Here is a 14,618-nt window from a genome sequence, read left to right as displayed (position 1 = left end):
CTATCGTTGTTTGGAGGTACCTTTTTCTGTGTTAAATAAAAAAGAAAAGCAAATTATCCAATTTCTAATGAAAGATAAGGATACATTTGTGACGAGCAAAGAATTAGCAACACACTTGAAATGTTCGGACAGAACAATTAGAACTTACTATAAAACACTTGTTGAAAAATTAGATGATTATTCGGGTATCGATTTGATTTCCAAACAAGGTTATGGCTATAAGCTAGGTATTTCGGATGATGATGCTTATGCTGATTTTTTGGAAGAAAATCGTATCAATGATAACCATTTTGATTATCATAGTATTACGGATATCAATGATCGTTACAATTATCTACTAAACAAACTTCTATTTGAACAAAATGAAATTTATTTTGATGATTTAGTTGATGAGTTGTATGTTAGTCGATCAACGTTATCTAGTGATTTTAAAAAAATAAGACAAAAATTTAAACCATATCATTTAAAGATTGAAAGCAAGGCAAATAAGGGTGTCTATGTAACAGGGTTAGAACGCGATAAAAGACGGTTCATTATGGATTATTTTATTTCGTCTGGTTTTATGGATATGATGCATTCTTATGTTGATAATGAATTGCTTAATCAACGAATTTCTTTTGAAGAATTGACTATTATTGTACTTGATGAATGTCGAGAGGGTGGACTTAAGTTATCTGATTTTGTTATTCAAAATCTAGTTATTCATATCGCTTTAGCTATTCGTCGTATTACTGAAGGTTTTAAAATCAGTAGCTTAGAGGAAGACGAGTTAAATTTACGTGAGCTACCGGAGCGTCAGATTGCGGACAGTATTTTAAAACGCGTGTCTGTATCAACTAAAATTGATTTTCCAGTAGAAGAAGTAGATTACATCACCTTGCATTTGATATCAAAAAGTCACGGAAATGCACGTTGTATTTCTGAAAAGATGCAAGAGTCTATGCGTCAAGAGCTTATTGATGGCATTGGGAAAATAGATTCAGAGGTTAAAAATGATTTTCAGCTAATTGAGGGATTATTAGCGCACCTATCAACTATGTTAATTCGCTTAGAAGGTAAGGTAGTATTAGAAAATCCTTTAACAGTGGAAATTCAGAAAAACTACCCAGATATGTTTCAATTGGCTGAACAACTCGTTACCATCATGCCAACTTTTCAATCTTTTTCTTTGACGCCAAATGAAATTGCATATATTGCTCTACATTTTATGGCTGCTAAAGAACGCTACAAAGAGCAGCGAAAATACAATGTACTTGTCATTTGTGCAACAGGATACGGTAGCGCACAGATGTTGAAAAGTAGGATTGAAAATGAGTTGGGAAATCTGATTTTAATTGCAGATGTCATAGGTTACTATGAGATTAATGATGAAAAGTTGAAAGGCATTGATTTTATCATCTCATCCATTGATTTGTCAAATTTGATTTTCAATATTCCAGTCTTTACCGTATCAGTCTTTTTGACAGATGAAGAATTGCAAGATATTAAGCACGGTATTTCACATTTAGAGACATCAACGTCGTTACGAAAAATGGAAGACAAAACATCTGAATTTAGTGTGAGAGAAGTATTTGATGGTTATTTTTCAGAAGATTCTTTCTTTATTCTGTCCAATATTTCCAAAAATGAGTTATTAAAGAAACTAGTTAAGAGCATTTCTAAGAATGAAAATGAACAGTTTGAAAAACGTTTGCTTGATATGATAAAGCGACGTGAAGAAATGAGTTCCATTATCTTTGGTGACCGCATTGCAGTCCCACATCCGGTGAAAGCTGTTGGCTGTAAGCATCATTTTGCAGTTGCGCTTATCAAAGATGATTTATTCTGGGATGAGGAATACCCATCAGTCAAGATTGTCTTTTTAATGTCTATGTCTATTCATGAAAATGATGGATTGCCAGAGCTGACTTCTGCAATCGTTGATTTGGTAGATGAACCAGAACTTCAAAAACAAATGTTAGCCTGTCAATCATTTGAAGAATTTAGAACGCTATTTTTTAAAATAAAAGAAAGGTAAGGATTATATGAATCCAGAAGAGTTACAAGTTGCAGCATTTGAAATTATTTTAAATTCCGGTAATGCACGAACGATTGTTCATGAAGCTTTTGACGCTATGCGTGAAGGAAATTATGAACTAGCAGAACAGAAGTTACAGGAATCGAATGAAGAATTTTTGAAAGCTCATCAGGCACAAACCAATTTACTACAAGAGTACGCAGGTGGTAAAGAAGTTAAGGTTGAAATCATTATGGTTCATGCTCAAGATCATTTGATGACAACAATGACACTTCGAGAAGTTGCACTCGAAATGCTAGAGTTATATAAAAAAGTTAATTAGTTGAGAGGGGATAAGTATGGTAAGAGATACGAAAAATAGAGATTTAAAGCAAGAAATGACTTTGAAAAATAATTTGTTTTCTCGATACATGATTTTTAGGTATTCACTTGCCTTACTATTCTTTGCTAATATTTATTGGATAATGATTTTATCGTATCGTTTCAATTTCATTATAATCCTGCCAATTATAGAGTTATGTTTGCTTATAGGAGCAATAGCAGAACAATTTACCTTATATGGTAAAATGAAAGCAGTTTTAAAAGTGACCAAACTTGCTTTTCTAGGACAAATAGCTGTAAATGTTATTGCTATTATGTTAGTAATCTTACCACACCAATTTGGAAATGCATTTCCAATATTTAGCGATCATATGAGCGTTAAGCTACTTGTTATTACCTTACAGTTATTAGGATTGTTTATTAGCCGTTTAAATCTCAAACGGATTGAACAAGTGAAAAATAATACAGATAAATTTTATTATCGCTTTCAACAAGCTTTTGGAAAAGTCTTATAATGGCTTGTTATTTTAGAAGGAGTTTAATATGGAAGAACAAAAAGGATTCTTTGGCTTGCTAGATAAGTATTTAATGGGGCCAATGAGTGTCATTGCTCAATTTAAGGTTGTACGTGCTATTACAGCAGCTGGTATGGCAGCAGTACCATTTACGATTGTTGGATCAATGTTTTTGGTATTTTCTATTTTGCCACAAGCATTCTCATTCTGGCCTATTGTAGCTAATATTTTTTCGGCATCTTTTGATAAATTTACGGATCTTTATATGATTGCTTATTATGCAACTATGGGATCACTTTCATTGTACTTTGTCCTTGCTATGGCTTATGAGTTAACAAAAATTTATGCAGAGGAAGAAGATTTAAATCTAACTCCGCTAAATGGTGCTTTACTCGCTTTGTTTGCATTTATTATGACGGTACCTCAAATTATTTTTGAAGGCGGAGCAATGTCTGCGGTAACAAGCCTAAAGGAAGGTACAGTTGTAGCTGATGGTTGGGCTATGTCAAATGGGGTTACACGTTTTGGTACAACTGGTATTTTCACAGCAATTATTATGGCAGTTGTGACAGTATTGTTATATCGTATGTGTGTGAAACATAACTGGGTTATTAAAATGCCAGAATCAGTTCCAGAAGGTGTTTCACGAGGCTTTACAGCATTAATTCCTGGATTCGTTGTAGCCTTTACTGTTATCATTGTTAATGGTATTCTCGTTGCCTTCGGTACTGATATTTTCCAAGTTATTGCGATTCCGTTCGCATTTGTAGGTAATTTAACAAATACTTGGATTGGTTTAGTCATTATTTACTTACTAACACAAGCGCTTTGGATTGTGGGTATTCATGGGGCAAATATTATTTTTGCATTCGTTAGTCCGATTGCTTTGGCTAACATGGCAAGTAATGCTGCAGATGGAACACACTATATTGTAGCAGGTGAATTTTCTAACATGTTTGTTATTGCAGGTGGTTCTGGTGCAACTCTAGGTCTTTGTATCTGGTGCGCTTTCCGAGCACGTTCAACTCAATTAAGTGCTATTGGTAAGGCTTCTGTTGTTCCTGCTGTATTTAATATTAATGAACCTTTAATTTTTGGATTACCAATTATCTATAATCCTGCTTTGGCTATTCCATTTATGACAGCACCGATTGTTTCAATGAGTATTTACTATTTTGCAATGAAATTTAATTTGATTAATGCTGTTATTGCACAAGTTCCATGGCCAACTCCAGTTGGTATAGGTGCTTTTCTTGGTACAGCTGATGTCAAAGCAATTCCTGTAGCACTTCTTTGTGCGATTGCAGCCTTCCTAGTTTATTGGCCATTTGTTCGTTGTTATGATCAACAATTGTTAAAAGAAGAAGGAATTGAAGCGTAAAATGATAGAGTGGGGTCACCCACTCTTTTTTATCACAAATACCCTATATGATTACTTCAATATAGGGTATTTTTTGTTAATTCTCTGGGACGTCAGCAGATGCTGAGAAGTCGTGGAGTTCTTTGAATTCGGTGAGTTGTTTGCTGTATTTGTCGCGAAAGCACCAAGTGGGAGACGAAGATGAAAACAAGTTACTCTTCTTCTGCTTCATTTAGAATTTTAGAACTTGATGTTCGCTCAAACTCGATAAGTTGTGACGCGTGAATTCTTAATGCTAATCGATTTTCATAATTTTGAGCAAATACTCCTGAATAAAGTAAATCTAAGAGATATGTGATTGAAGCATCCGTAGAAAAAGTGCCGATTTTTGAATAAAGTTTTTCACGAGTTGCTAGACGTAAGATACAGTTTGTGAGATTAGTTGATTTATTTTCCCCAAGACTTGTCAGCAAGATAATAGGGATATGATGACGACGTAAAAGTTTCATGACACGTTGTAAGGAAAGTGTTTCACCAGAATAACTAATAACCAAAGCACAAGATTCTTTTGGTACTAAATAAGCATCAAAAAGAATTTCGCCATGTAACTGATGAACATGAACATCCTTTTGAATGCGTTTCATATTATGTTGAAATTCTTGTGCATTTAGAAGATTATTACTAGCAGCGAAAATATGTATACTTTTTGCTTGTTCTAGTAAATTGACTGCTTGTTCTAGTGTAGCATTGTCTAAAAGAGAAACGGTATCTAATATCGCTTCTTGTTTTAACTTAGCAATTCTATTGGCAATTGTAATTAAGTTATCTTGCTTAGAAAAAGGGAGATTAGCATCTACACTTTGGTTAAGTTTATCTAGGTAATATAACTCGGTTAGAAAAGCTTTTTTAAAATCAACCCATCCACTAAAGTCAAGTTTTTTAGCGATTCTGACTAAAGCTGATTTAGAAGAATATGTTGCTTTAGCAATATCTGCAGTACTCATTCCCTCAATCGACTGCTTTTCTGATAAGAGGTAGTTAACAATGTGGCGTTCATTTGTAGAGAAAGGAAATATTTCCATTTTTTCAATTAAAAACATAAGTCTCCTTTTAAAAATTGATACAGGTTGAAACGTTGTTTTAAAAAATCATAGTTAATAAACTCAAAAAATAAAACACTGTTCTAAAATGTCATTATTCTCACTATTTTATTATAGCAAATGTTAAACTAAAAACGTTAGAAGGGGGTGTAATTACTTGAAATATAATACTAAAAAAATTATTCAAAAGTATCATCGATATTTGGTAGCGACTTTAGGATATTTTTTAGCAGGTGTTCTGGTCCCTACTATTTGGTCGTATTTTGCCAGCCCTTTTGGTTATTTAGCAGGTTTTATAGCAGCTATTATTGCTATTTTTCCTTTGTGGTATATCGTTCACTATAAGGGAATGGTCAAGATCAATTGTGGAGATATTGGAGTTGATATGGGACTTGGTATTTCTACAGCAGTATTTATTCGCGATGCTATTGATTGTGGCTGGAATGGCGTTGCAAAAAGTTTTATGACAATGTTTCTTGTAACAATTGGGGCAATTTTAGCAGGATTTAGTGTTCATTATTTACAGGAGTTAAGGAGAAGAAAAAATGACAATTAGTCAAATGTTGTTGACAATGCTTGGAGGCTTTACTTTACCTTTTGTGATTTTATCCATTTGGGGAAGATTAGTTCTAAAGTGGAAAGCCTTTGGAGGATTTCTAGCTGCATTTATTATTATCGGACCAATTTGGTTACTTAACCATGGTATGGATCATTCTTTTATTACACAATCTGGAGATGTTTTTATTGACATGGGGCTAGCAACTGGTATTGGTGTTTATATTCACGGATTATTATCAGGTGGAAAAATCTATCAGTCGTGGGTTAATGTTATAGCTGCATTTGTAGGAGGCTCTTTAGCGGGGCTTGTGCTAAATATTATTTTTTGATAAAAAATAATTTTCTTGCATATATTTATTATTCTGTAAATCATTAGTTTTGTTTACTACTAGATACAATGATATTTAAAAGGAGTTTAATGATGACTTTTCCGAAAAATTTTCTTTGGGGTGGCGCTTTAGCTGCTCACCAATTTGAAGGCGGTGTTCTTGAAACCTCTAAAGGTTTAAGCGTGGCTGATGTCATGACAGCTGGTGCTCATGGTATACCACGTGTTATCACAAATGGGGTGATCGAAGGTAATTATTATCCTAATCATATTGGAATTGATTTTTATCATCGTTACAAGGAAGATATTGCACTTTTTGCAGCAATGGGCTTTAAATGCTTTAGAACAAGTATTGCTTGGTCTCGGATTTTTCCAACGGGATTTGAAACAGAACCTGAAGAAGAAGGATTACAGTTTTACGATGAGGTCTTTGATGAATTGTTGAAATACGGTATTGAACCAGTAATCACATTATCACATTTTGAAATGCCTTATGAATTGGCGAAGACAAACGGCGGTTTTATGAGTCGTGAAACAGTTAATCATTTTGTAAAGTTTGCAGAGGTATGTTTTAAACGATATAAGTCAAAAGTAAAGTACTGGATGACCTTTAATGAAATTAATAATCAAATGAATTATGCTAATGATATTTTTGGTTGGACAAATTCAGGAGTTCATTTTGGAGACTATAAGAATCCTGAAGAAGCAATGTATATTTGTGCACACCATACCTTGGTTGCTTCAGCATTGGCTGTAAAAATTGGCAAGGAAATCAATCCAGATTTTCAAATCGGAAATATGATTGCTATGGTACCGACTTATCCTTATTCTTCACGTCCAGAAGATGTACTTCTAGCACATCAAGCGATGCATGATAAATGGTTTTTCTGTGATGTGCAAGTACGTGGACATTATCCTGCTTACGTCCTCAAGATGTTTGAACGCAAAGGATTCAATATTCCTATTACTGAAGAAGATAAGCGAATCTTAGCTGAAGGGACTGTTAATTATATCGGATTCTCATATTATATGACTAACACCGTTGATTCAACTGCTAATCGTGATATTTCTAACGCTGTTGAGGCTTCAAATTCTCATACAGTTACTAATCCTTATATCAAAGAATCTGATTGGGGATGGGCAATTGATCCTGTTGGTCTTCGTTATGCGCTGAATATTTTTTATGAGCGTTATGAAAAGCCACTTTTTATTGTTGAAAATGGTTTTGGTGCTATCGATGTTAAGGAAAAAGATGGTTCAGTTCATGATCAATATCGTATAGATTATTTAAGTAGTCATATTAAGGAGATGGAAAAGGCTATTGATGAGGATGGTGTAGAACTTATAGGTTATACACCTTGGGGATGTATTGATTGTGTTTCATTTACAACAGGAGAAATGAAAAAACGTTATGGCTTTATTTATGTGGATCGAAATAATGACGGTTCAGGAACACTAAAACGTAGCAAAAAAGATTCTTTTGATTGGTATAAAAAAGTTATTTCTTCAAACGGTAAAGTACTTTAGAAAGTTAAGCCATAAGGAGAAAAGTTGACTATTGTCATATGGAGATTAGCAAATACAGATGAATCAATGGCAGACTATCTTATTTTAAAATTAATACCTCTCATGCCAATCAAGTAGTGTTTTAGAATATATTATAAAAAATGATAAGTTTTTTATGAATTATCATTTTTTCATATCATAGTATTAGTTTTTCTGATAATAAACAAGGATATTTTCAAGGAGATAGCATATAATGAATGTGGAAGGAGAGTATTATGACAATAAAAGTAATCGCAACAGATATGGATGGAACGTTTTTAACGGATGCTAAAACCTACGATAAAGTACTTTTTGAACATTTATTCGATAAATTTATGACTGATGATATTAAATTTGTCGCGGCAAGTGGCAATCAATATCGTCAAATTATTCAACAGTTTCCTAAGCACAAAGATCAGATGAGTTTTGTTGCTGAGAATGGCGGTCATATTATTGAAAATGGTAGAACGTTGCAAGAGGAGTTTGAGACTGTAGAAGCCGTTTCAGCCCTAGTAAACTATATTGAAAAGTACTACCCTGATACAGTAATTAACTTAGTTGGAAAAGAATTATCATACCTCCCTAAATCTACACCTGAAAAAATAAAAGAGTTGTTAAGCTATTATCTTCCTGTTTTAAAATATGTTGATAATCTTCATCCTATTCCAGATGATCGTTATTTTAAGGTAACTTTATTAGTTCGTGATGACTTAACTGCTAAAATTCAAACAGAAATTAATACAATTTTTGCTGATTATCAGTTAGCTGCAACTTCTAGCGGATTTGGCTGTATTGATGTAATCCCATCACATGTTCACAAGGGAACGGGGCTTGATTTTCTATTGAATCATTGGGGATATGGACCAGAAAATCTCATGGTATTTGGTGATGGAGGCAATGATATTGAAATGTTAAAATTAGCAAAGTATTCCTTTGCAATGGCAAATGCTCCGCAGGAAATTAAATCTATTGCTCATTATGAGGCGCCATCAAATCAAGAAAATGGTGTACTACAAATTTTATCAAATTATTTTTTAAAAGGTAACAAGTTATGATAAAGTTGATTGCAAGTGATATGGATGGAACATTTTTAAATCCTCAAGGTAGGTACGATAAAGAAAGATTTCAACAACTATTAGATCAACTAACTGAAAAAAATATTCCTTTTGTCGTGGCAAGTGGTAATCGCTTGGAAAGATTAACGACCATATTTTCAGATATATCTGGCAATATAGATTATGTGGCTGAAAATGGAGCGCTAGTCATTGATAAAGGCAGGGTTTTAGAACAAAAAGCTCTATCAGAACATCTTGTAGATGCTGTTATTGATTTTTTTGCAGATAAGCTAAGAACCTATCGTGTTATTTTATCAGGTATCAAGGCATCTTATGTTTTAGAAGGAACGATTTTTGAATCAGATACTTATTCAATTTCTCAAGATGAATTACATCAATTTTTTTCGACTCTCGTTTTTCTAGAAGATTTTGCAAAGCGCCCGAAAGACCAAATCGTTAAAATTACCATGATGATTGACTTAGATGAAATTGATGAGGTTACACTTCGTTTTAATCAAGAATTTCATGGTAACTTACGAGCTGTTTCAAGTGGTTTCGGTGCTGTAGATATTATTCAGACAGGAATTCATAAAGCTTGGGGGTTGCAAGTATTGATGACCAAATATGGTATTAAGTCTGAAGAAATTGCAGTTTTTGGTGATGGTGGAAATGATATTGAAATGCTAACGTTAGCAAAATATTCCTTTGCTGTAGCAAATGCTTCTCAGGAAGTCAAAAATGCAGCGCATAATATTATCCCGTCAAATGCTGAAAATGGTGTACTAACAGCTATTGAAAAAATCATTACGGGAGAAATTGGATGATAGAATTTCAAAAACTTTATCATAAAGCTGATGTGCAGGAGTACCGTCAGTTTATTTTAGTGGATCAACAGAATAAATTACGGGAAAAATATGCAGCCCTTAATAAAAGTGTTTCACATCCTAATATTCTATTTGTCGGTGATTCCATTACGGAATTCTTTCCGGTTCATGAATTACTAACGTCAACTGTGCGATTATATAATCGTGGGATTCATGGTATCACTAGTCAACAGCTTTTGAAGCACCTTGATAGTCAAGTGATTGATTTGAACCCCAATAGAGTGTTTCTTTTGATTGGCGCTAATGATTTAAAAACTCGTAGACCAGAAGAGGTTTATCAAACCATTCAAACAATCATTTTGGAGATTCATAATCAATTACCAGAAACAGATATTGTTTTAATGTCTGTCTTTCCAATAAATGAATCTCCCGAATTTATACGTACTCCAAGTCTTCGTACCAATCATAGCATTTCACAATTGAATGCTTATCTTAGTGAATTGACCAATGATAAGGTATATTGGCTTGATGTTCATGATTTGCTTTGTGATGAGTCTGGTCAATTAAAACGTGATTTGACACTTGATGGACTTCATTTGACAGTAGCGGGTTACCAAGTAGTTGCAGATATCATTAATCTATTCTTAATGTGATAGTATTAATTTATAAGATGATAATGCAAGATTACGCTTTCAAATAACAATATAATATTATTATACTTAATTGAAAGAAGGAAAACGATATATGACAAAAACATTTCCAAAAAACTTCCTTTGGGGAGGGGCTATTGCTGCTAACCAAGCCGAAGGTGCTTATAACGAGGACGGTCGTGGACTTGTTGCGACTGATGTGACAACAGGTGGTAGTGTGGATGCACCACGTTATATGACGTATATTGATAAAGATGGTAAACCTGGTAAAGTCTCAGCAATGGGACATAATGGTAAAATTCCAGAAGGTGCTAAGTATGCTGTACTTGACACTGAACATTACCCTAATCATGTAGCAGTTGATTTCTATCACCGTTATAAAGAAGACATTAAATTGTTTGCTGAAATGGGTTACTCAATTTTTCGTTTGTCTATTTCTTGGGCTCGTATTTTTCCAAACGGTGATGATAAGGAGCCTAATCAAGCTGGGTTAGATTTCTATCGTTCAGTTTTTGAAGAATGTCGTAAGTATAATATTGAACCTTTAGTTTCAATTTGGCATTTTGATACTCCACTTGCCTTGGAAGAAAACTATGGCGGTTGGAAAAATCGAAAACTCATTGATTTTTATGTTCGCTATTGTGAAGTGATTTTCAATGAATACAAAGGTTTAGTTAAATATTGGTTAACCTTCAATGAAATTAATAATACGACAATGTTCCTTGATATGTTTGGGGCAAAGGCAAGCGATGCCGACTACCAAGAAGGTTATCAAGTTCTACATAACCAATTCGTAGCGTCAGCCAAAGCAGTACAACTTGGGCATGCTATCAATCCTGATTTTATGATTGGTAACATGATTTGTGGTATCACATTCTATCCAGGTACTTGTGATCCGGTAGATATTCTAGCTAACGAACATAAATGGGAATCTGGTATTTATTATTGTGGGGATGTTCAAGTAAAAGGAAAATACGGTACTTATGCGAAACGTCTTTGGAAAGAACACAATGTTAACTTAGATATTACAGAAGAAGATCTTGAAGATTTGAAACGCGGCACAGTTGATATGTACACATTCTCATATTATATGTCAAACAATGTGACAACTCACGAAGGTGGTGAACAGGTATCTGGTAACTTCTCGGCAGGTGCTAAAAACCCTTATTTAACTTACTCTGATTGGGGCTGGGCACATGATCCAGTTGGTCTTCAATATTACCTTGAAAAGATTTATGATCGTTATGAAGTTCCATTAATGGTTGTTGAAAACGGTCTTGGTGCCTTTGATACGGTTGAAGAAGATGGGTCAATTCACGATGATTATCGTATTGATTACCACCGTGCTCATATTAATGCCATGGCAGATGCGATTGCTAATGGCGTTAACCTCATTGGTTACACAACTTGGGGGTGTATTGATATTGTTTCAGCAGGTACAGGTGAGATGCGTAAACGATATGGCTTTATCTATGTTGACATGGATGATGAAGGTAAAGGAACTCTTAATCGTACACCGAAAGATAGCTTTTATTGGTACAAGGAAGTTTTAGCTACCAATGGACAAAAAGCTATCGAAGAATCAACTCAAAATAGTTAATCGGTATAAAATATGTGAACTCCTGGAACTTCCGTCTTTTGGCGGAAGTTTTTTTAAAGTTGAAAGAAATAAAAGAATTGTTGTAATGTTTCTTTTATTACTATAAAGTGATAGTAAACTAATGAAATTATAGACAAATTTTATATAGTTGAATTTGGTTAAGTAATAGAAAAGCGCTTTATAAATTTTGTGCAGATGTTGCCCTTTCATTGATTGACTTTAGAGTGAATTCAGTAGTGTTTGAAGCGTTTTCTCTTTTTTGTAATTCATGATATAATGAGTTAATGTTTTAGTGAATGGTGAGGAGTAATAGACTTATGATAAAAATGATCGCAGTTGATATGGATGGAACTTTTTTAGATGAAAATGGGCGATATGACATTGAGCGATTTGAAAAAATACTTGAAGAATTAGAAAAACGTGAGATTTTATTTGTCGTGGCAACTGGTAATCAGATTTCGCGGATGCGTCATATTTTTGGTGAGCAATCAGATAGATTGGCTTACGTTGTCGGCAATGGCAGTCACGTTATTGTGAAAAATGAGACCAAGATTTTAAAAAATCTGAGTGAGAAGCAGTTGGAGCATTTGTTTGCTTACTATGAACATCATTTTGATGACTATCATGTTGTTGTTTCATCGCCAGAGCATTCTTATATGACCAAAGGGGCTTTTTCATGCGATAACTTAGCAGATAAAGCCAGTTTGGATTACTATAATAACAGTTTTCCGAATGTGATTTTACTTGATAATATGTCTGAAATGCCACAAGAAGCCATTAATAAGATAACCATGAAGGTTCCAATGTCAGCAGAAGAAAAGGTAACCAACGATTTTAGGCGTGAATTTCCTGACTTGGTGCCAATGGCAAGCGGTTTTGGAGCGCTTGATGTTGTCCTACCAAATATTGATAAAGCTTGGGGATTAAAGCAAATCATGACACTTTTTGACATTAGCCCAGATGAACTTATGGCATTTGGCGATGGAGATAACGACCTAGCCATGTTATCTTTGGCTTATCATTCTTATGCTATGGAAAATGCGACAGAGCGCGTGAAAGAAACAGCCAGATTTATTGCACCAGCTAATACCAAATCAGGCGTTTTCCAAGTTATCGAAGCGTATTTAAAGGAAAATTAAAGTATTTTAATACCAAAATTCTTGAGATAATTAATCTTAAGAATTTTTTGAACTTATCTTTTGATAAAAAAAGTCTCAAGATATAAAATATAAACCGTAGATAAAAAATATCCAAAGAATGGAGCATGTGATGACAACAATTGTATTATTAGGTGGAAATGGTTATATCGGTCGGAATGTCACTAAAAATTGGCTAAAAAAAGACTTAAGTGCTGAATTTTACGTTTTATCGCGTTCTGGAAAAAATGAATTGAAGGATTCGCGTATTAAAAATATAGCTGTTGACGTCACATCTGTGGGAGCAGTTGAAGCAGTATTGCCAGAAAAAATTGATTATATTATCGATTTTATTGGACGACCAGAAAAAGATGTTGACCTATTTAAAAAAGTTAATAATTTACCTGCTCAAGTTATGCTTAGGGTTGCTGAAAAACATCGTGTGAAAGCAATGGGGTTTATTGGTGGTGTTCTCGGTCCGAAATCGTTTGTAAATGGGAAGAAGCTGATTATTGAATCTTTGGAAAAATCAGATATTCCATTAGCAGTGGTTGAGCCAACGATTGTCTATGGGAATGGACGAGCTGATACTTTAGCCAAAATGGTTCCTATTTTGAAAGTGGTGGGTGTTTTAGTAAAGATGCTAAAACCTGTCCATGTTGACGATGTCGCTAATGAGTTAATAACACAACTAATCAAGAGGTCATAATGAAATTAAATAAAAGCTTTGAGCAAGCCGTTTATGTGCTAACGATGTTAGCTTTACAAGAAAATCATACACCAGTTAAAAGTCGTGTTCTTAGTGATATTTTAGAAGTGTCGGATTCTTATTTGAAAAAAATCCTTGTTAAATTAACAAGAGCAGGTCTCATTCAATCAAATGCTAGTAAAGTTGGTGGGTATCAGTTAGCCCAATCTGTGACAACTATCACACTTAAAGACGTCTTTTTTGCTCTTGATTTACAAGCTAATGTTATCGAATTCAAACATATGGCTCATCACATCTATGATGATACAAGTCACGTCAAGCAAGTTGAAAATAAGGTTCAACAAACATTGGAAAAAGGACTTTTTGCATTCTATCACGAGTTGGATACATTGACAATTGCTGATTTACTCCAAGAAGAAGCCTATGAGAATGGTGCTATTAATTGGAGCAACAGAGTAAAAAATCATCTCAATAAATAGCTATCCTGCAGTTAAACATTCTCTCTTATTTCTGAAAAGCACCGTAGGGTGTTTTTTTCATATCCGACACTTTCTTTAAAAGTTGTTGTGTTAAAAGGCGCTAAAAATTTCTATACTAGGATTATCAAAGGAAAGGAGTTCTTGGATATGTCAATCACAGAAAAAAATGAAAAAATTGCCGAAAAAGTTGTTGCCACTCATAAAATCATTGAAAAAACAGTTGTCGGTGCTTACAAAGCCTCAGAAACTGGCGCTGTCAATGGATTCAATAAAGTTTCAGGCAAATTCATTGAAAAATTCTTTACAAAAGATGGTGAAAGTGTCGAAGAGGCTAAAAAACGTTTAGCAGCATCAGCTGAAAGATCAAAAACACGTTCAAAAGACATTAACGAAAAAGCTAAATCTCATAAATATTAAATCG

The 14,618-nt window shown here is 34.0% G+C and carries 16 protein-coding genes; 15 read left to right on the top strand and 1 reads right to left on the bottom strand.

Annotation, left to right across the window (positions count from 1 at the left end; genetic code table 11):
* Positions 1–28 precede the first annotated feature (28 nt).
* Genes CCC20_RS00590 through celB form a run of 4 tightly spaced genes read left to right on the top strand, consistent with a single transcriptional unit; the run spans position 29 to position 4,234 of the window.
* Entirely contained in the window at positions 29–2,017 is a 1,989-nt protein-coding gene (locus CCC20_RS00590) for a BglG family transcription antiterminator (protein ID WP_069788943.1), read from the top strand.
* Between the two features lie 7 nt (positions 2,018–2,024).
* The gene (locus CCC20_RS00585) at positions 2,025–2,339 is read left to right on the top strand and encodes a PTS cellobiose transporter subunit IIA (RefSeq protein ID WP_003065011.1); all 315 of its coding nucleotides are present in this window, start codon (positions 2,025–2,027) and stop codon (positions 2,337–2,339) included.
* A 16-nt stretch (positions 2,340–2,355) separates the two neighbouring features.
* A complete protein-coding gene (locus CCC20_RS00580) occupies positions 2,356–2,853 on the top strand; it encodes a hypothetical protein (protein ID WP_003065009.1) in 498 nt (165 codons plus the stop codon).
* A 28-nt stretch (positions 2,854–2,881) separates the two neighbouring features.
* A complete protein-coding gene (gene celB, locus CCC20_RS00575) occupies positions 2,882–4,234 on the top strand; it encodes a PTS cellobiose transporter subunit IIC (protein WP_287178277.1) in 1,353 nt (450 codons plus the stop codon).
* 191 nt (positions 4,235–4,425) lie between these two features.
* Here celB and CCC20_RS00570 read toward each other — a convergent pair whose 3' ends face one another.
* Entirely contained in the window at positions 4,426–5,313 is an 888-nt protein-coding gene (locus CCC20_RS00570; RefSeq protein ID WP_003065005.1) for a MurR/RpiR family transcriptional regulator, read from the bottom strand.
* 157 nt (positions 5,314–5,470) lie between these two features.
* On the opposite strand from CCC20_RS00570, the gene CCC20_RS00565 reads away from it, so the two are divergent.
* From CCC20_RS00565 to CCC20_RS00515, 11 genes are all read left to right on the top strand, one after another.
* Positions 5,471–5,869, top strand: a complete 399-nt coding sequence (locus tag CCC20_RS00565) for a Lin0368 family putative glycerol transporter subunit (protein ID WP_117567082.1) — start codon at positions 5,471–5,473, stop codon at positions 5,867–5,869.
* Entirely contained in the window at positions 5,859–6,200 is a 342-nt protein-coding gene (locus tag CCC20_RS00560) for a Lin0368 family putative glycerol transporter subunit (RefSeq protein ID WP_117567084.1), read from the top strand. Before CCC20_RS00565 ends, CCC20_RS00560 begins: the two co-directional genes overlap by 11 nt.
* A gap of 92 nt (positions 6,201–6,292) precedes the next feature.
* Positions 6,293–7,726, top strand: a complete 1,434-nt coding sequence (locus tag CCC20_RS00555) for a 6-phospho-beta-glucosidase (protein WP_117567086.1) — start codon at positions 6,293–6,295, stop codon at positions 7,724–7,726.
* Between the two features lie 254 nt (positions 7,727–7,980).
* Positions 7,981–8,799 (top strand): Cof-type HAD-IIB family hydrolase, encoded by an 819-nt coding sequence (locus CCC20_RS00550; protein ID WP_043910407.1) that lies wholly within the window; start codon positions 7,981–7,983, stop codon positions 8,797–8,799.
* Positions 8,796–9,623 (top strand): Cof-type HAD-IIB family hydrolase, encoded by an 828-nt coding sequence (locus CCC20_RS00545; protein WP_117575199.1) that lies wholly within the window; start codon positions 8,796–8,798, stop codon positions 9,621–9,623. The genes CCC20_RS00550 and CCC20_RS00545 overlap by 4 nt, the downstream gene beginning before the upstream one ends.
* Positions 9,620–10,276 carry a GDSL-type esterase/lipase family protein gene (locus CCC20_RS00540; protein WP_003064992.1) on the top strand — a complete coding sequence of 219 codons (657 nt, stop codon included), beginning with the start codon at positions 9,620–9,622 and terminating at the stop codon, positions 10,274–10,276. The genes CCC20_RS00545 and CCC20_RS00540 overlap by 4 nt, the downstream gene beginning before the upstream one ends.
* Before the next feature lie 91 nt (positions 10,277–10,367).
* Entirely contained in the window at positions 10,368–11,873 is a 1,506-nt protein-coding gene (locus CCC20_RS00535) for a glycoside hydrolase family 1 protein (protein ID WP_003064990.1), read from the top strand.
* Between the two features lie 317 nt (positions 11,874–12,190).
* Positions 12,191–13,012, top strand: coding sequence for a Cof-type HAD-IIB family hydrolase (locus CCC20_RS00530; RefSeq protein WP_048791440.1), 822 nt, complete (start codon positions 12,191–12,193; stop codon positions 13,010–13,012).
* A gap of 130 nt (positions 13,013–13,142) precedes the next feature.
* Complete coding sequence (locus tag CCC20_RS00525) at positions 13,143–13,718, top strand: NAD-dependent epimerase/dehydratase family protein (RefSeq protein ID WP_041973451.1); 576 nt, start codon at positions 13,143–13,145, stop codon at positions 13,716–13,718.
* The gene (locus CCC20_RS00520) at positions 13,718–14,197 is read left to right on the top strand and encodes an RrF2 family transcriptional regulator (protein ID WP_003064985.1); all 480 of its coding nucleotides are present in this window, start codon (positions 13,718–13,720) and stop codon (positions 14,195–14,197) included. The genes CCC20_RS00525 and CCC20_RS00520 overlap by 1 nt, the downstream gene beginning before the upstream one ends.
* Before the next feature lie 147 nt (positions 14,198–14,344).
* The gene (locus tag CCC20_RS00515; RefSeq protein ID WP_041973448.1) at positions 14,345–14,614 is read left to right on the top strand and encodes a hypothetical protein; all 270 of its coding nucleotides are present in this window, start codon (positions 14,345–14,347) and stop codon (positions 14,612–14,614) included.
* Positions 14,615–14,618: the final 4 nt, after the last annotated feature.

It is taken from the genome of Streptococcus sp. LMAG:39 (assembly GCF_008680485.1).
Lineage (GTDB): Bacteria > Bacillota > Bacilli > Lactobacillales > Streptococcaceae > Streptococcus > Streptococcus pasteurianus.
Note: the sequence above shows the minus strand (reverse complement) of the source record. Positions and strands in the feature narration are given on the sequence as shown.